The 15,765-nt window shown below is 75.0% G+C and carries 16 protein-coding genes; 9 read left to right on the top strand and 7 right to left on the bottom strand.

The window, feature by feature from the left end:
* The first annotated feature begins 137 nt into the window (after positions 1 to 137).
* Complete coding sequence (locus ACIP4P_RS05945) at positions 138 to 2,801, top strand: LuxR C-terminal-related transcriptional regulator (protein ID WP_400915180.1); 2,664 nt, start codon at positions 138 to 140, stop codon at positions 2,799 to 2,801.
* 37 nt (positions 2,802 to 2,838) lie between these two features.
* Here ACIP4P_RS05945 and ACIP4P_RS05940 read toward each other — a convergent pair whose 3' ends face one another.
* Positions 2,839 to 3,609, bottom strand: coding sequence for a methyltransferase domain-containing protein (locus ACIP4P_RS05940; protein ID WP_400915177.1), 771 nt, complete (start codon positions 3,607 to 3,609; stop codon positions 2,839 to 2,841).
* Between the two features lie 7 nt (positions 3,610 to 3,616).
* A complete protein-coding gene (locus ACIP4P_RS05935) occupies positions 3,617 to 4,027 on the bottom strand; it encodes a hypothetical protein (protein ID WP_400915176.1) in 411 nt (136 codons plus the stop codon).
* Positions 4,028 to 4,111: 84 nt separating this feature from the next.
* Between ACIP4P_RS05935 and ACIP4P_RS05930 the strand changes: the two genes are divergently transcribed.
* Entirely contained in the window at positions 4,112 to 4,657 is a 546-nt protein-coding gene (locus ACIP4P_RS05930) for a hypothetical protein (protein ID WP_400915174.1), read from the top strand.
* Between the two features lie 238 nt (positions 4,658 to 4,895).
* Positions 4,896 to 6,725 (top strand): hypothetical protein, encoded by a 1,830-nt coding sequence (locus tag ACIP4P_RS05925; RefSeq protein WP_400915172.1) that lies wholly within the window; start codon positions 4,896 to 4,898, stop codon positions 6,723 to 6,725.
* A gap of 45 nt (positions 6,726 to 6,770) precedes the next feature.
* Here the strand turns inward: ACIP4P_RS05925 and ACIP4P_RS05920 are convergent, their stop codons facing one another.
* Positions 6,771 to 7,484, bottom strand: a complete 714-nt coding sequence (locus ACIP4P_RS05920) for a rhomboid-like protein (RefSeq protein ID WP_400915170.1) — start codon at positions 7,482 to 7,484, stop codon at positions 6,771 to 6,773.
* A 290-nt stretch (positions 7,485 to 7,774) separates the two neighbouring features.
* Here ACIP4P_RS05920 and ACIP4P_RS05915 point away from each other — a divergent pair, with 290 nt between their 5' ends.
* The 4 genes from ACIP4P_RS05915 (at position 7,775) to ACIP4P_RS05900 (ending at position 12,070) form a co-directional block, all read left to right on the top strand.
* Positions 7,775 to 8,476 (top strand): rhomboid-like protein, encoded by a 702-nt coding sequence (locus ACIP4P_RS05915; protein WP_400915168.1) that lies wholly within the window; start codon positions 7,775 to 7,777, stop codon positions 8,474 to 8,476.
* A 99-nt stretch (positions 8,477 to 8,575) separates the two neighbouring features.
* A complete protein-coding gene (locus tag ACIP4P_RS05910; protein ID WP_400915166.1) occupies positions 8,576 to 9,445 on the top strand; it encodes an SAM-dependent methyltransferase in 870 nt (289 codons plus the stop codon).
* Between the two features lie 366 nt (positions 9,446 to 9,811).
* Positions 9,812 to 11,224, top strand: coding sequence for an argininosuccinate synthase (gene argG / locus ACIP4P_RS05905; protein WP_400915164.1), 1,413 nt, complete (start codon positions 9,812 to 9,814; stop codon positions 11,222 to 11,224).
* Positions 11,225 to 11,401: 177 nt separating this feature from the next.
* A complete protein-coding gene (locus tag ACIP4P_RS05900) occupies positions 11,402 to 12,070 on the top strand; it encodes a GAP family protein (protein WP_400915162.1) in 669 nt (222 codons plus the stop codon).
* A gap of 42 nt (positions 12,071 to 12,112) precedes the next feature.
* On the opposite strand, the gene ACIP4P_RS05895 is transcribed toward ACIP4P_RS05900, so the two are convergent.
* The 3 genes from ACIP4P_RS05895 to ACIP4P_RS05885 form a co-directional block, all read right to left on the bottom strand.
* Positions 12,113 to 12,808 carry a hypothetical protein gene (locus tag ACIP4P_RS05895; RefSeq protein WP_400915161.1) on the bottom strand — a complete coding sequence of 232 codons (696 nt, stop codon included), beginning with the start codon at positions 12,806 to 12,808 and terminating at the stop codon, positions 12,113 to 12,115.
* Complete coding sequence (locus ACIP4P_RS05890; protein ID WP_400915160.1) at positions 12,805 to 13,374, bottom strand: RNA polymerase sigma factor; 570 nt, start codon at positions 13,372 to 13,374, stop codon at positions 12,805 to 12,807. The genes ACIP4P_RS05895 and ACIP4P_RS05890 overlap by 4 nt, the downstream gene beginning before the upstream one ends.
* Positions 13,375 to 13,678: 304 nt before the next feature.
* Positions 13,679 to 14,152 carry a MarR family transcriptional regulator gene (locus ACIP4P_RS05885; protein WP_350516799.1) on the bottom strand — a complete coding sequence of 158 codons (474 nt, stop codon included), beginning with the start codon at positions 14,150 to 14,152 and terminating at the stop codon, positions 13,679 to 13,681.
* 187 nt (positions 14,153 to 14,339) lie between these two features.
* On the opposite strand from ACIP4P_RS05885, the gene ACIP4P_RS05880 reads away from it, so the two are divergent.
* Positions 14,340 to 14,750: an organic hydroperoxide resistance protein gene (locus tag ACIP4P_RS05880; protein WP_350516798.1), complete on the top strand. Its 411-nt coding sequence runs from the start codon at positions 14,340 to 14,342 to the stop codon at positions 14,748 to 14,750.
* A 70-nt stretch (positions 14,751 to 14,820) separates the two neighbouring features.
* Here ACIP4P_RS05880 and ACIP4P_RS05875 read toward each other — a convergent pair whose 3' ends face one another.
* Positions 14,821 to 15,183 carry a hypothetical protein gene (locus tag ACIP4P_RS05875; protein WP_400915157.1) on the bottom strand — a complete coding sequence of 121 codons (363 nt, stop codon included), beginning with the start codon at positions 15,181 to 15,183 and terminating at the stop codon, positions 14,821 to 14,823.
* A gap of 158 nt (positions 15,184 to 15,341) precedes the next feature.
* On the opposite strand from ACIP4P_RS05875, the gene ACIP4P_RS05870 reads away from it, so the two are divergent.
* Positions 15,342 to 15,713 (top strand): hypothetical protein, encoded by a 372-nt coding sequence (locus ACIP4P_RS05870; protein ID WP_400915156.1) that lies wholly within the window; start codon positions 15,342 to 15,344, stop codon positions 15,711 to 15,713.
* The last annotated feature ends 52 nt before the right edge of the window (positions 15,714 to 15,765 follow it).

Here is a 15,765-nt window from a genome sequence, read left to right as displayed (position 1 = left end):
TGGTCCAGACCTCAGCGGCGTACAATCCGGCCGCCGGAACTACCCATACTCAATCAACTCCACTGCACCGGAGCCTGGTTGACCGACGCTCCGTCCGGCACCGTGGAGACCCGCCCCCCGGACGAGCGGAGGCAAGCATGGGCGAAGCCTGGCGGGCCGTACTCCACGGCTCCCTCACCGGCCCCGCCCGGCCCCCGACGGTCCTGCTGGTCGAGGGGCCCGCGGGCACCGGAAAGTCGCACCTCGTGGAGGCCCTGCGCCGACGACGCCCGGCCGGATCCGCCTGTCTGACCCTCACCTGCGCCGAGCTGTCCGAGGACGAGGCGCAGCGCGCCTTCGACGCCGCGGCCCGGTCCACGGCCCCGACCCTGCTGGTCGTGGAGGACGTCCACCGCGCCGACGAGCCCGTCCGGCGCGGCCTCCGGCGGCTGTCCCGCACCCTCCCGACCGGGCGTGCCCTGGTGCTGACCTGGCGACCCGAGGACCTCCCGGCCGGCCGCCCCCCGCTGGGCGAGCCGCTCGACTGCCCGCCCGGCACCGCCGTCCTCCGGGAACGGACCGGCCCGCTCCCCGCCCCGGTGGCACGGCAGTTGATCGGACGGGCCCTGGGCGAGCGGTGCCCGGAGGCCGTGATCGGGCGGCTGTACGCGGTGACCGGCGGAGTCGCCCAGGTGCTCGTGGACGTCCTGCCCGTCCTCGCGGAAACGGCCCCGGACGGGCCGACGGCGGACGACATCGAGGCGCTGGAGGCCCCGCCGCGCCTGTCGGAGACCGTGCTGGGCCGGCTCACCGCCCTGCCACCGGACGCCCGGCGCCTGGTGCGGGCCGCGGCGGTGCTGGCCGGACCGGCCTCCGAGGCCGAACTGGCCGCCCTCACCGGGCTGCCCGCCTGGGAGGTCCGCACCGGGCTCCTCGCGGCCCTCGCCAGCGCCGCGCTGACGGACCTCGACCCCCGTCGGTACGGCTTCCCCGTACCGCTCGCCGCCCGGGCCGTGGCCGCCGGTCTGCCCCCCGCCGAACGCTTCGACCTGCACCACCGGGCGGCCCAGGTGCTGCGGCGGCGCACCGACGTCCCCTGGCCGGAGGTCGCCGGGCACCTGCGCGCGGCCGGCGTCCGGCGCGGCCTGGTCCGGGCCGCCGAACGCGCCACCGGCGCCCATGCCGCCGCCGGTGAGCACCGCGAAGCCGCCCGGCTCCTCCAGGAGTTGCTCGTCGACCGCCGGATCCCCGGCCCCGGCCGCGCCAGGCTCGCCACCACCGCCCTGCGCCACGTCGCCGGGCTCACGCCCCGGGACGCCAGCACCCTGCTCGACACCCTCACCCGCACGCCGGGGCTGCCGGGGCCGCTGCGCGCCCAGGCCCGGGTGCTCCAGGGGCTGTCGCTGTGCACCCCGACGGCACCGGACCACGACGGCTGGCTGCGGCTGGCCCGCACCGCCGGCACCCTCCCGGGCGAACTCGGCCTCGCCGCACGGGTCATGGCCGCGATGTCGATGCCGCACTGGCCCGGCATCCCGCTCGCCGAACACCGGCACTTCGCGCGGCGGGCCCTCGCCGCGGTCGCCGCCACCACCGATCCCGTCCTGCGGGCCGCCGTCGACGCCAACCTCATCGCGCTGCTCCTGACCCTCGACGACCCCGGGGCCGAGCGGGCACTCCCGCCCCGGTCACCGCACGACGGCGAGGACCCGGCGGGCGCCGCCTCGGCCGGCCACCGGGCCCGCGCCCTGTGCAACGCCGCCGACGCGACCCTGTGGCTCGGCCGCTACGAGGACAGCCGGGCCTTCCTCGACCGCAGCGCGGCCCTGGCCGAACGCCACCGGGCCGGGCCCCACGTCGCCCACGGCATCCGCAGCGTCCGGCTCCTCCTCGACTGGGCCACCGGCCGCTGGACCGGCCTCGCCGACCGCGCCGCCGAACTGGTCGCGGACACCGCCCGGACCCCGGTGCTCGGCCACGAGGCCCGGACCGTCCTCGCCTCGCTGTGCCTCGCCCGGGGCGAATGGTCGCAGTCCCGGGCCTGGCTGGCCGGCGGCCCGGCCCCGCACCCGGACCAGCAGCTGGCACCGGTCGCGGTGCTCTCCTCGACCGTGCTCGTACGCCTGGCCCTGGCCCGCGGCGACCACCAGGACGCCCGGACGCACGCGACCCAGGCCTGGGCCCGGCTACGGAGCAAGGGCATCTGGGCCTGGGCGGCGGAACTCGCGCCCTGGGCCGTCACCGCGGTCCTGGCCGCGGGCGACCCCGCCACCGCCCGGGCGATGGCCGAGGACCTCCGCACCGCCCCCGCCACCCCGCACCTGCCCCTCGCGGCAGCCGCCCGGCAGTGGTGCCACGCCACGCTCGCCGAACACGACGGGGACCTCCCGGGCGCCGCGGCGGCCTACCGCGCCGGCGCGGCCGCCTACGCCGCCCTGCCCCGGCCGTACCTGTCCGCCCTGGCGGCGGAGGCCGCGGCCCGCTGCGCCGCGGCAGCGGGAAACGGCGGGGCCGCGGACCGGGACGTCCTCGACGGACTGACCGGCGCCCTCCGCCTGCTCACCGACCTCGGCGCCACCCACGACGCCGCCCGCATCCGCTCCCAACTGCGCGCCGCCACACCCCCACGCTCCGGCCGGCCCGCCCACCCCGGACTCTCGCCCCGCGAACGGGAGGTCGCCGAACTCGCGGCCACCGGCCTGACCAACCGCCAGATCGCCGCAGAACTCCACCTGTCCACCAGAACCGTCGAGAACCACGTGGCCAGGACCTTGCGCAAACTCTCCGTCCCGTCCCGCCGCGACCTCCCCCCACACCTGTGACGCGCCCCCGGCCGAGCCCGACGGCACCCCGCGCCTGCTACGGCTTCCGCGCCTCGATCAGGAAACGGGCCGAATGGGCGACGAACGGCCCCTCCGCCCGGATCAGGGCGTCCAGCTCGCGCAGCCGGTCGAGGTGACCGGCGACGGTGAAGCCCGGGACCATCCAGATCACCTTGCGCAGGAAGTACACCACCGCACCGATGTCGCGGAACTCCATCCGCAGCCGCTCGGAGCGAAGGTCCACCACCTCCAGCCCGGCCGCCCGCGCCTGCGCGCCCTCCACCTCGGGGCGCCGCGCCTCGCGCGCCCCGGGCTGCGGTCCGAGGAAGTACTCGACCAGCTCGAAGACCGAGGCCGGGCCCACGTGCTGGGCGACGTACGCGCCGCCGGGCCGCAGCACCCGGGCGATCTCCGTCCACCAGGCCCGCACCGGATGCCGACTGCTGACCAGGTCGAAGGCCTCGTCCGCGAACGGCAGCGGCGGCTCGTCCAGGTCGGCGACCACCACGGCGCCCAGCGGCTGCAGCAGCCGGGTGGCCCGGGCCAGGTTGGGAGGCCAGGACTCGGTGGCCGCCAGCACCGGCGGGCGGCCCCCGCCACCGCCCAGTCGCAGGGCGCCCGCCAGCACCTCGCCACCGCCGGTCTGGATGTCCAGGGCCGCACCCGCCGTACCCAGCCGCCCGGCCAGCAGCCGCTGGTAGCCCCAGGAGGGGCGCTCCTCGACGGCCCGGCCCTCCAGCCAGGAGAAGTCCCAGCCGTCCACGGACACGCTCTCGGCCTCGGCGATCAGTTCCTCGAAGGTGCGCATGCGGGCATCATCGCCGGGGCGGCGCCGCACTGCCATCGGATTCCCGCCCGGGCCGGTACCTCGCCACCGATCCGACCCGCAGCTCCAGGCCACCGGCCGCGATCAGCCCGCTCGTCGGCTCGACGCCGTAGCCGTCCGCCTCGAAGGCCACCAGTGCCCCCGGCTCCTCTCCGCACTGCCGCTCGACCAGCCGGCGTTCCTCGGGCGTCGGCTCGCGGAACACCGGGTCGGCGAAGGCCGCCGGGCAGCGGACGTACAGCGGGTCGTCGAAGACCAGCTCCAGGCCGTGGTGGTAGCAGAGGTCGTGACCCGCCGCCAGAACCAGCCGACCCGGGGTCCAGGAGTACACGTCCCAGTCCCACCACGACCCCTCCGGCAGCCGGACCACCCCACCCGCCGCACCCACCGTCCCTTCCACGGACCACCCCTCCCCTCCGGTTCCGGAACCCTGGCCTCGAAAACCGGTTCTCCGGGTCGGTACGTCTGCGCGAGGATAGCCGCCATGACGAACGAACAGCCCGGCGAACCGCTCGGATACGGCGTGGTCGCCAACGTCTGCCGGGAGACCGCGCACGGCGAGGGCGGGCTGGAGATCCGCCAGGGGCTCAAGCACTTCGGCCCCGGCGCCAAACTGTGGATCGCCCCGCCGCGCTGGCACCCGCGCGGCAACGCCGTGGTGGTCGGGCGGCATCGGGGCGGCGGCCGGCGCTACGTCACGCTCGTCACCAGGATCCGCTTCCTGGAGAACTTCCGCGTCCGCGCCGTCCACAGCCCCGCGCTGCTGCGCGCCCTCTCCCACCCGGAGCCGGGCTTCGAGCAGGACGGCGGGCTGTGGACGGCGGAGCAGGCCCGGGCGTTCGCCGCGTTCCACACCAGCCACCGGCTGGAGGTGCGCACCGACGGCCCGGACCGGATCGACGCGCTGGTGTCCGACCCGCCGCCGATGGAACTGGTCCACCAGGACACCGTCTACCACCTCGCCCACTTCAACGCCTACGTCGCCCGCTACTCCTCCCAACCGCCGCCCGTGGAGACCCCGACGCCGTGAGCCGGCCGACAGAGCAGGACGCCAGGCCCCGGACACCCCGGTCCGACCTCGCCCGTTTGATCGCCCGAGCGCCCTGACCTCCGCCTACTCCCCCGCCGGGCCCCACCCGGTGCCTCACCCTGATGCCACGTGACCCGGGGGCGCGCCCGTCGTTGTCCACTGCGACATCCAGGTGGGGGGACCGGGTCCGGCGCCTCCGATCGGGTGCGGCGGACGCACGGCGAAAGAGCACAACCGAATGGCTGATGCGACCACTTGCCCGACCGCCGCTCCAGCGGATCCTCGAAGCATCGAGCCGCCCCCCGAGCGGAGCACCCCGTCTCCGCCGGGCCCGGCGGAGACCCCTGGCCCGCAGCAGCGCTCCACGGCACCGGCCGAGGCCGTCGTCAGCCTGCTCGCCGCCGTCTGCTTCATGCTCTGGGCCCGCAGCATCGACGTGAACCCCCTGGTGCGGATCGGCCAGGTGAGCGGCCTCGCCGCACTCCAACTGCGCGCTGCGGTGATCGGCGTTCCCGTCCTCGCGGCCATGCTGTACGTCGCGCACCGGACCGCTCCGGGGCGGTACCCGCTGGTGCTCCGCCTGGGCTGCGCGGTGTTCGCGGGACTCGGGACCGGTCTGGTCGCCGGCGGTGTCGTCGTGGCGCTGAACGGGACCCCGTGGGGCCTCGGAGGCCAGGAGGGCGACCCGGGCAACGTGATGGGCATGGCCGACGACATGATCCGCGGCAAGGGCCTACCGGGCGTCTACCCGCCGCTCTTCCCGGCCCTGTTGGTCGGGTGGGGCAAGCTGTTCCACGGCGCCCACGGCGGCGTCGCCGGCGTCGCGTTCGCCATGAAGGACCTCCAGGTGCTGTGCACCGCCGTGGCCGGCCCGATGACCTACCTGGCATGGCGGCTGCTGCTCCGCCCCTTCTGGGCCCTGCTCGTCGCGGTGCCCTCCGCGGTGCTCTTCATCGACCCGATCCGCCCCTACAGCCACGGCGCCATGCTGGTCATGCTGCCGGTCCTGGCCGTCGGCTTCCGCGAACTGCGCCGGTCCCACGAGCTGTCGGCCCGCTCGGCCGTGGCACGGGCGACCGCCCTCGGGGCCTCGATCGGCCTGCTGTTCCTCTGGTACTCCGGTTGGTTCGTCTGGGCCGCACCGGGTGTGCTCGTCCTGGCGGGATCCGTGCTGCCCTGGCGGAAGGGCGCGGCGCGCCTGAAGCGGGCCCTGCTCTTCCTGGCGGTGGCCGCGGCGAGCGCCGCGCTGGTCGGCGCGCCGCTGCTCTACCAGCTGGTCCGGCTCGGTGCGACCACCAAGGACCGCTACGCGATGATCACGGTCTACGTCGATCCCGCCTACGTGATGGGCTGGATGTCCGATCGCCCCGGCACGCAGACGTACCACAACTGGCCCCTGAGCGGCGAGTTGGCCGGGCAGAGCGCCTTCACCCTGCTCGTCCTCGCGGCGGCCGCACTCGCGATCGGCCTCGGCTCGGGCGGCATCCTGGTGCGGACCGTCACCGCCGTCCTGGTCAGTTCCTGGCTCCTCCGCTTCTGGTTCGCCTCACAGCTGGAGCGCACCCAGGCGGTGCAGCTCTACCCGCGGACGACCTGGATCATCATGTACTGCCTGATCGTGCTGGCGGTACTCGGCCTGATGCTGGCCGCCCAGCGCGTGACCGCCTGGAGCCGGACGCTGTCACGCCCCGGCAGCGGCACACCCGGCACGCCCGGCACGCCCGGCACATCCGGCGGACCGAGCCTCCTGACGATCCGCCGGATGACCGCCGGCGGAGTCTGCGCGATCGCCCTGTTCGCCGCCATGGCCGGCTCCTGGTCGGCCAACCGCTACATGCCGACCACCGACCCGGGCGTCCTGGACATGGGCCTGGACGCCCGGCGTGCGCACCTGCTCAAGGACGCCACCGGCCACTGCCCCCGGTACTCGCCCGTCGCCACCTGTGCCGGCATCAACCAGAACCTGACCGTACGGGACACCGGCCCCGACGACCTCCAGCTGTGGTGCGCCAACGTCCCCGGCCCGGACTGGCCGACGACCTGCGGCCGCAAGGCCCCGTGGATCTGACGCACGGAACCGACCCCGCCGACCGGCCGGGGCCCGAAACGCCGGTCACCGTCCGGCCGGCCGCCGCCGCAGCGCCCGCGCCGCGGCGACCGGGTCGAAGGACCCCGGCCGGTCCCGGGTGATCGGGTAGCAGGCGAACCCGATCAGCGCCGCACTCAGATGGCCGACGCTGGTGTAGTCCCGGCTCTGGTGGACCCCCAGGACGTACACGGCCAGCACCCCCGCCGCGTACAGGTACCGCCACGGCCGGACGATCAGGTAGGTGAGCACCGCGACCACCCCGGCCAGGGCGTAGCTCACGCCGTAGTCGAGCGTGAAGACCGCCTTCGGCGCGGCCAGTCCGCGGTGGATGGCCCAGCCGAGCACGCCCTCGCTGAGGTAGGTCGCGCCGACGTGCGCCAGCACCGCCACCGAGAGCCAGCGCAGCGTGCCCAGCCAGCGCTCGGCGGGCACGTGGAAGAGGTTGTACAGCACGAAGTAGGTCGGCCAGCCGCCGTCGATCCACAGCGCGCTGGTCGCCAGCACCCGGATCGGCGAGACCTGGAGGTGGTGCAGGTTGGTCGAGCGGCGCTGCAGGATCCGCTCGGCCGTCGCGGGGTCGACGTGCCGGATCACCTGGGTGGTGACCAGCAGGATCGCCAGCCAGAGGTAGCTGCCGGGGGCACGTCGGACGTAACGCCACACCGCGCGGGCCGCGCGCGCCCACCACGGCCGCCGGTGCTCCTGCGGCACCGGCACCCCGGTGGTGCTGCCGGTCATCGGCGCCTCCTCGACGGTCCCCTCGCCCTCCCTCTCGCCCTCACCCTCGCCCGGCGCGATGGCCCCCCGCCGCCGCCACGACCCGTTCGGGTGACCGCCCCGCCCGGCCCCACCGCACCCGGCCCCACCGCACCCCGGTCCCACCCCGCCCCCGCTCCGCCCGTCCCACCCCGGCCTCGGTCGACAGGGCCGAGGCCCCGGACTGTCGTAGGCTGGCTGTCCGGCCGCCCATCGAGCCGCCGGGCACCTGGAACCGCACCTGGAACCGCAGAGCGAAGGCGCCACCCACGATGACGGACCGCCTCGGGGCGACGAAACCGACCGACACCGCCACCACCCGGCAGCCGGTGTCCAGAACGGCCGCCCTCCGGTCGAGCACCCGCAGAACCGCCCTGCGCCTGCGGCTCACCGGCGTCTACGTCCTCCTGCTGACCCTCACGGCCTCCTGGCTCGCCAGCCAGGGCCACGCCGGGCGGGCCCGCTTCGTCCGCCACAACAGCAGCAACGTCCACCACATGGAGGTGGGCAAGTGGTGGACGCTGTTCACCAGCGGCCTGGTGGTCGACGGGGTCCCGGCCTGGGCCGGCATCGCCGCCGTCGCCCTCGCCCTGGGCCTGGCCGAGTGGCGCTGGGGCCCGGCCCGGGCCGGCGCGGTCTTCGTCTTCGGGCACCTGGGCGCCACCCTGATCACCGAGGGTGCCATGTGGGTGATGCTGACCGCCCGGATCCCCGGCGCGCTGTCCCGGGAGCGGGACGTCGGGATCAGCTACGGGCTGGTCGCCACCGTCGGCTGCCTGCTCGCCCTGGGCCCGCCCCGGCTGCGCCGGTACGGCCTGCCCGCCCTCGCGCTCGCGCTGGCCGGGGCCTGGGCGGCGGACCAGCAACTGGCCGACGCCGGACACCTGGTGGCCCTCGGACTCGGCACCCTCGCCGCCCACACACCGTGGCTGCGCGAACGCGCCCGGCGGCGTAGTGAACCGCGGGCAGGGTGATGATCGTCCAATCGGGTGGGCCGGGTACGATGCGAAAGTGATCAACCGGCTTCCGGTCAGCAGTCGATGACCGTTGATCAGGCCAACGGAGGGGACCCGATGCCCGAGCTCGACCACACCACGGACCCGGCGGACGCGGCGGACGCGACCGGTACGACGGAGGCGACGGGGGCGACCACCCCGGTCGGCTCCGTGGACCCGGTGATGCTGCAGACCCACCGGCCCCACCCGGCCCGGATCTACGACTACTGGCTGGGCGGCAAGGACAACTTCCCGCCGGACCGGGCCGCCGCCGAGCACGCGATCGCCGCCGCGCCCGACATCCCGCAGGCCGCTCGGGAGAACCGCGCCTTCCTCCGCCGCGCCGTCCGGCACTGCGTGGACGCCGGGGTCCGCCAGTTCATCGACATCGGCTCCGGCCTGCCCGCCCGGGGCAATGTGCACGAGGTCGCCCAGGAGCTGGCCCCGGACTCCCGGGTGGTCTACATCGACAACGACCCGATCGTGCTCGCCCACGGCCGGGCGCTGCTCGCGGACAACCACTCCACGACCGTGCTGACCGGCGATCTGCGCGACCTCGACGAGCTGCTCGACCGGCCCGCCCTGCGCGAGCTGATCGACCTGTCCCGGCCGGTCGCCGTACTGCTGGTCGCCGTGCTGCACTTCCTCGACGACGACCAGGCCGCCGCGGCCGTCCGGGCCGTCCACGAGCGGCTCGCCCCGGGCAGCTACCTGCTGCTCTCGCACAGCACCGCCGAGGGCAACCCGCAGCGTGCCGCCGAGGTCGCCAAGACCTGGGACGACACCGACACGCACATCCGGCTCCGCGGCCGCGCCGAGGTGGAGGCGTTCCTCGCGGGCTGGGAGCCGGTGGAACCGGGCGTGGACTTCGTCCCGCTCTGGCGCCCGGACGGGTCGACCGCGGGCTCCACCCGCTGGATGTACGCGGGCGTCGGCCGCAAGGCCTGACCCCCGTAGGTCCCGACCGCCGCAACTCCCGACCGCCACAACTCCTCACCCCCGCAACTCCTGACCCCCGCACGACCAGTCGCCGCCTTCAGGGCCGGACTCCCCCGGGAGCCCGGCCCGTCGCGTCCCCCACCGAAACCCCGCCCGGGCGCCGCCGCAAATCCGGCCCCGGCCAATGGAGTTGACGCCCGACAGGCTCCCCCGGGGCCGCCGCCGGCAGCCACCACCCCGGCCAACGCGTTCGTATGCTCTTGCGGTACTCTGCAAATGTATGCCAGAGTGCGGGCATCGGATGAAACAGACCGAACCCCCTCACACGTCGCTAAATCAGGAGCCCGCACGAGCGGGTGGGTCAAGGGTGCAATCATGTCGAAGGTCTTGAGCAAGCTGCCGGTCGGTGAACGGATCGGCATCGCATTCTCCGGCGGGTTGGACACCTCCGTGGCGGTCGCGTGGATGCGCGAGCACGGTGCCGTCCCGTACGCCTACACGGCCGACATCGGCCAGTACGACGAGCCGAACCTCGCCGACGTCCCGGCCCGTGGCCGTGCCTACGGCGCCGAGCAGGCCCGCCTGATCGACTGCCGGGCACCGCTGGTCGAGGAGGGCCTGGCCGCCCTGGCCTGCGGCGCCTTCCACATCCGCTCCGCCGGGCAGACCTACTTCAACACCACCCCGCTCGGCCGCGCCGTGACCGGCACCCTGCTGGTCCGGGCCATGCAGGAGGACGGCGTCTCCATCTGGGGCGACGGTTCCACCTACAAGGGCAACGACATCGAGCGGTTCTACCGCTACGGCCTGCTGGCCAACCCCAACCTGCGGATCTACAAGCCGTGGCTGGACCAGGACTTCGTCGACCAGCTCGGCGGCCGCAAGGAGATGTCCGAGTGGCTGGCCGAGCGCGACCTGCCCTACCGGGACTCCGCCGAGAAGGCCTACTCCACCGACGCCAACATCTGGGGCGCCACCCACGAGGCCAAGCGGCTGGAGTACCTGGACACCTCGATGGAGATCGTCGCCCCGATCATGGGCGTCGCCTTCTGGGACCCGGCCGTGGAGATCCAGACCGAGGACGTCACCGTCGACTTCGAGTTCGGCCGGCCGGTCCGGATCAACGGCCGTGAGTTCGGCGACGCCGTCGCGCTGGTGCACGAGGCCAACCTGATCGGCGGCCGGCACGGCCTCGGCATGTCGGACCAGATCGAGAACCGGATCATCGAGGCCAAGAGCCGCGGCATCTACGAGGCCCCGGGCATGGCGCTGCTGCACATCGCCTACGAGCGCCTCCTGAACGCGATCCACAACGAGGACACCACCGCCACCTACCACACCCAGGGCCGGCGCCTCGGTCGGCTGATGTACGAGGGCCGCTGGTTCGACCCGCAGGCGCTGATGCTCCGCGACAGCCTCCAGAAGTGGGTCGGCCAGGCCGTCACCGGCAACGTCACGCTCCGGCTGCGGCGCGGCCAGGACTACTCGGTGATCGACACCCAGGGCCCGAACTTCAGCTACCACCCGGAGAAGCTGTCGATGGAGCGCAGCGTCGACGCCGCCTTCGTCCCGGACGACCGGATCGGCCAGCTGACCATGCGCAACCTGGACATCGCCGACTCCCGCAGCAAGCTGGAGCAGTACGCGGGTCACGGCCAGCTGGCGCAGTGGAGCGGTCTGATCGGCGAGCTCTCCCCGGGCGGCGCCGCGCCGATCGCCGCGGGCAGCGGCCACGAGGCGGAGCCCACCGCGCTCGACCTCGCGGCGATGGAGTCCGGCACCGACTGACCGGGCGCCGACCGACTCGTCCGGGCCGGGGGCCGTCGCACCGTCGTGGTGCGGCGGCCCCCGGCCGTCTCTCCCTCCACCCACACGTCACCCGAACGGCGGAGCCGGCCGTGCGCTCCGCCCCCGGCGGTAGCTGAATGGCGGACGGCACCCGGCGACGGGAAGGCAGGTCCGGGGATGGGTGAGGCGATCGGCCCGATGCTGGCCTCGGCGGTGGCGGTCGCACTCAGCCCGCTGCCGCTGATCGCCGTGCTGCTGATCCTCGCCCCGCCGCGCGGCCGGGCCAACGGGGTGGCCTTCACGGCCGGCTGGGTGTTCGGCCTGGCGGCGGTCACGGCGCTCGTGCTGGTGGCGGGCGGCGCACTGGCCCCGACGGGCGGGCGACCGACCTGGGCGGACTGGCTGAAGCTCGGCCTCGGCGCCGCGCTGGTCCTGCTGGCCGCCCGGCAGTGGCGCGACCGCCCCCGCCCCGGACACGTCACCGCGCCGCCGACCTGGCTGCTGGGGATCGACCGTCTCACCCCGGCCCGGTCGGCGGGGCTCGCCGCGGCCCTGGTGGTGGCCCGTCCCCGCACCCTGCTCGCAGCCGTCGGCGGGGCCGCCTCGATCGCCGCCGCACCGTCCGGCCCCGGGGCGAGGGCCCTGGCCGCCGCCCTGCTGGTGCTGATCGGCTCACTGGGCACCCTCCTGCCGCTGGCCGTCCGGCTGCGCGGCGCCGACCGTTCGGTCCACGCCCTGGGCGAGTGGCGCGCCTGGGCGGCCGCGCACCACGCGGCGATCACCACCGCCGTCCCGCTGGTGCTCGGCGCCGACTACCTCGGCAGCGCCCTGACCGGCCTCAGCTGACCGGACTCACCCGACCGGCGCCATCCGGACCGGCCCGCCCCCTCAGCGGATCCGCACCACCCCCCGCCCCCGCACCGCCCGCACGCCCAACCGCCCCGGATCGGCCCCGGGCCGGGCCGCCACCGCTCCCTGGAGGGTCAGCAGGATCTCCCCGTCGTACCCCTCCGCGAGCAGCCGGGCCAGTTCGGCGACCCGCCCCGGCCGGGCCGCCGGGGCGACCTCCGGAAGCCGGCCCGGACCGCTGAGGTCCTCGGCCTCGGCGGCCCAGCGCGCCGCGTCGTGCCGCTCGCCCTCGGCGGCGTAGTGCACCGCCAGGCAGTGGACGGCCAGCGGGTCCCCGTACTGGGCGGCGATCCGCCACCAGAAGACCCCGTCGGCCGTGCGGCCCAGGCCGTAGAGCAGGCAGCCGAGGGTCCGGAAGGCGGCCTTCTCGGCGAGTTCGAGGTCCAGGGCCAGTTCGCCGGGTTCCACCGCGCCCGCCACCCCGGCACACAGGTGGCGCAGGTCGCGCCGGAGTTCGGACCGGCCCCCGGTCCGGGCGTGGTCACCGGCCGCCGGGGCGTGCGGCGGCCGGGCGACGGCGGGCGGCCGGGCCGGACGCTCGCGCCCGGTCGGGGCGGCCCGCCGGGCGGCGACCAGCCGCTCGGCCAGTCGGCGGGTGAAGTCCGCCGGGTCGTGGCCGGGGAAGTCCTGGTCCAGCTCGGCGGCGTGCGCGCGCAGCAGTTCGGTGACCCTCATGTCGCCCGCCCGTCGTCCGGATGTTCCAGCAGGTACTCCAGGTGGCGCCGCCCGAGGCTGTAGTAGGTGCGGGCGGTGGTGTGCGCGATGCCGAGGGTCCGGCCGATGTCGGGGTAGGACAGGCCCGCCTGGCGCAGCCGGACCACGTCGGCCTGGACCGGCGCGGCACGGGCCAGCTCGTCCATGGCCCAGTCCAGGGCGTCCAGTTCGGCGAGTTCCTCCAGCTCGTCCTGGCTGGTGTCGGGGCGGCGCTGGGCGATCACCCGCAGCCGTTTGCGCTCGGTGCGCCGGCGTTCGCGCAGCACGTCGACCACCGCATCCTTGACGATCTTGAAGGCGAAGGCCTGCGGGTCCTCGCTGGCCAGGGCGCGGCGCCAGTTCCGGTAGAGCGTGGTACCGGCGTTCTGCACCGCGTCCTGGGCGTCCTCGCGGTGGCGCAGCCGCTGCTGGGCGTAGCGGAGGTAGCCGGTGTTCTCACGGGTGAAGAACGCCTCGAAGTCGTTCGGCAGGTCGTCGAGCGGGTCCGCCCGCAGGCTCCGCTCCTCGCCCGGCCCGGGAGTGTCCACACGCGCCCCCTTCCTGGGTCAGCTGGCCGGCCCACCGGGTGGCACGCCGACGGCCCTTTGCGGGCTCGTGGTGTAACCGTCCGGAAGGGCCGGGTTGTTGACCGGATCGGGCGGACAATTGGAAACGTTTCCGTTCACTTTCGAACAACCCCGCTGACCTGCCCGTTCGAGGGCAGGGGCGACCACCCGGCCGTCAAGGAGTGACCCAGATCACACTTGACCGGGCGTCGGGCTTGACAAGCCCGACGCCCACTCCGCGGGAACCGGTGGCCCTACGGCGCCCACTCCGCGGGAACCGGCGGCCCTACGGGGCCGGTTCCACCTGCGCCGAGTCCAGCGCGCCGGTCACCCGCTCCAGCAGCACCCGCAGCGCGGCGAGGTCCTCGACCGGCAGCCCGGTGGCCGCGAGCAGTCGGCGCGGCACCTGGCCGGCCCGCGCGCGCAGCGCCGACCCCTCGGCGGTGAGGCTGACGGTGACCGAGCGCTCGTCCTCCGGGCTGCGCTCGCGGCGCACCAGCCCGGCCGCCTCCAGCCGCTTGAGCAGCGGGGAGAGGGTGCCGGAGTCGAGGCGCAGCCGCTCGCCGATCCGCTTGACGGGCAGGTCGCCGTCCTCCCACAGCACCAGCATCACCAGGTACTGCGGATAGGTGAGCCCGAGGTCCCGGAGCAGGACCCGGTAGACGCCGCCGAAGGAGCGCGCGGCGGCGTTGAGCGAGAAGCAGATCTGCTGGTCCAGGCGGAGCAGTTGCTCGTCCGCCATGCCGGGGGGCGTGGTCATGACCCCATGGTACCGATCGAAGTCACACGATTGAGTTGTGCGCAATTGAATGGCGTGCTCTACTTATGGAGCGGTCGGCAGCCGGACCACCCGGAAGGGCGCGGCAGCCGCCGACCCACCGCGACTTCGCCCGCCTCCGCGCGCTCCACGTCCGCACCACGGACCGCGCCTCACGAAGGGACCCACCATGGACGCGATCTACACCGCCGCCGCCACCGCCAACGGCCGCGAGGGCCGCGCCGTCAGCTCGGACGGCCGGCTGGACCTCCCCCTGGCGATGCCGCCCGCGCTCGGTGGCAGCGGCCAGGGCACCAACCCCGAGCAGCTGTTCGCGGCCGGTTACGCCGCCTGCTTCGCCAGCGCCCTCGGCCTGGTCGGCCGGCAGGCCAAGGTGGACACCGGCGAGGCCTCGGTGACCGCCGAGGTCTCCATCGGCAAGGACGGCGCCGGCTTCGGCCTGGCCGTCGTGCTGCGCGTCGAGCTGCCCGACTCGCTCGCGGGCGAGACCGGCGAGCTGCTGGTCAAGCAGGCGCACGAGGTCTGCCCGTACTCCCGCGCCACCCGGGGCAACATCCCGGTCGAGCTGATCGTCGAATAGGCCCGGACGACGGGGGCCCGCCGCACCCCACGTGCGGCGGGCCCCACCCGTCTCCCTTGGTCAGCCCCGGTCAGCCACCGCCCGGCTCACTCGAATCGCCTCCCGGCCCACCGCCCGGCGAGCGCAGCGTCTCCAGCCGGTGCCGGTACTCCGCCGCGTCGATCTCGCCCCGCGCGAACCGGTCCGCGAGCACCTGCTCCGGGGTCGGCCCGTGCCCCCACCCGTGCGTCCCGCCCGGCCCGGCGCCCGCGACGCCCGCGGCACCGGGGGTATGCGGGATCGGCCGCCGCGAACGGGAGATGTACCGGAACAGGGCGATGGCCAGGAGCACCAGCACCACCACCACGAGCAGCGAGACGATCGCCATCACCGCGAGGCCCCAGCCGCCCGGTCCGTGACCGGGCCCGTAGCCGTGCCCATGCCAGTACCTCATCAGGTCCTCCTCCTCCGGCCCGCCGGGCCCGCCGAGGTCAGCGCCTTATCACCATCGTGCGCCCGCGACCGGCCAGAGGGCCGAGGAGGGCCGTGAAGAAAGACTGAGAAAACGTTCCTGCGAACCCGGCCCCGCCGGCCGGGGTAGCGTTTCGGCCCATGAGCCACCACCAGCCCGACGACCACCGCTCCCCCGAGCAGCTCGTCGCGGCCGGACTGCTCCACCGCCACCCCGACGGACGCCCGGTGCCGGCCCTCGGCCACTCCCCGATCGCCTACGTGTCCACCGCCCTCTGGGCCGAACTGGCCGCCCTCGCCATCGCCCCCAGCGCCGCCGAGGCCACCGCCGCCGCCCTGCTGCGCACCCTCGCCGACCGGGCCGTGGACGCCGCCCTGGCCCCCGGCAACGAACGCGCCCCGCACGACGACCTGTACGTCACCGACCCCGCCCACATCGGACCGCACCGCCGGACGGTCTGGTTCCAGCGCTCCAACCGGGGCGGCCCGATCACCGCCACCTACGCGCCGTAGCCCGGCCCCGTCGCACCTTCGAAGCCCTGCACACCCTGCGGTCGGACTGAAC

The sequence above is a fragment of the Kitasatospora sp. NPDC089509 genome (genome assembly GCF_044749365.1).
Taxonomy (GTDB): domain Bacteria; phylum Actinomycetota; class Actinomycetes; order Streptomycetales; family Streptomycetaceae; genus Kitasatospora.
This window is presented reverse-complemented; position numbering and strand designations above follow the sequence as displayed.

Bases quoted from the DNA above. Each gene is read 5' to 3' on its own strand.
- ACIP4P_RS05880 (WP_350516798.1), top strand. From the start codon at position 14,340: ATGGACGCGATCTACACCGCCGCCGCCACCGCCAACGGCCGCGAGGGC.
- ACIP4P_RS05925 (WP_400915172.1), top strand. From the start codon at position 4,896: ATGGCTGATGCGACCACTTGCCCGACCGCCGCTCCAGCGGATCCTCGA.
- ACIP4P_RS05930 (WP_400915174.1), top strand. From the start codon at position 4,112: ATGACGAACGAACAGCCCGGCGAACCGCTCGGATACGGCGTGGTCGCC.
- ACIP4P_RS05915 (WP_400915168.1), top strand. From the start codon at position 7,775: ATGACGGACCGCCTCGGGGCGACGAAACCGACCGACACCGCCACCACC.
- argG (WP_400915164.1), top strand. From the start codon at position 9,812: ATGTCGAAGGTCTTGAGCAAGCTGCCGGTCGGTGAACGGATCGGCATC.
- ACIP4P_RS05875 (WP_400915157.1), bottom strand. From the start codon at position 15,183: ATGAGGTACTGGCATGGGCACGGCTACGGGCCCGGTCACGGACCGGGC.
- ACIP4P_RS05900 (WP_400915162.1), top strand. From the start codon at position 11,402: ATGGGTGAGGCGATCGGCCCGATGCTGGCCTCGGCGGTGGCGGTCGCA.
- ACIP4P_RS05870 (WP_400915156.1), top strand. From the start codon at position 15,342: ATGAGCCACCACCAGCCCGACGACCACCGCTCCCCCGAGCAGCTCGTC.
- ACIP4P_RS05895 (WP_400915161.1), bottom strand. From the start codon at position 12,808: ATGAGGGTCACCGAACTGCTGCGCGCGCACGCCGCCGAGCTGGACCAG.
- ACIP4P_RS05920 (WP_400915170.1), bottom strand. From the start codon at position 7,484: ATGACCGGCAGCACCACCGGGGTGCCGGTGCCGCAGGAGCACCGGCGG.
- ACIP4P_RS05940 (WP_400915177.1), bottom strand. From the start codon at position 3,609: ATGCGCACCTTCGAGGAACTGATCGCCGAGGCCGAGAGCGTGTCCGTG.
- ACIP4P_RS05910 (WP_400915166.1), top strand. From the start codon at position 8,576: ATGCCCGAGCTCGACCACACCACGGACCCGGCGGACGCGGCGGACGCG.
- ACIP4P_RS05885 (WP_350516799.1), bottom strand. From the start codon at position 14,152: ATGACCACGCCCCCCGGCATGGCGGACGAGCAACTGCTCCGCCTGGAC.
- ACIP4P_RS05945 (WP_400915180.1), top strand. From the start codon at position 138: ATGGGCGAAGCCTGGCGGGCCGTACTCCACGGCTCCCTCACCGGCCCC.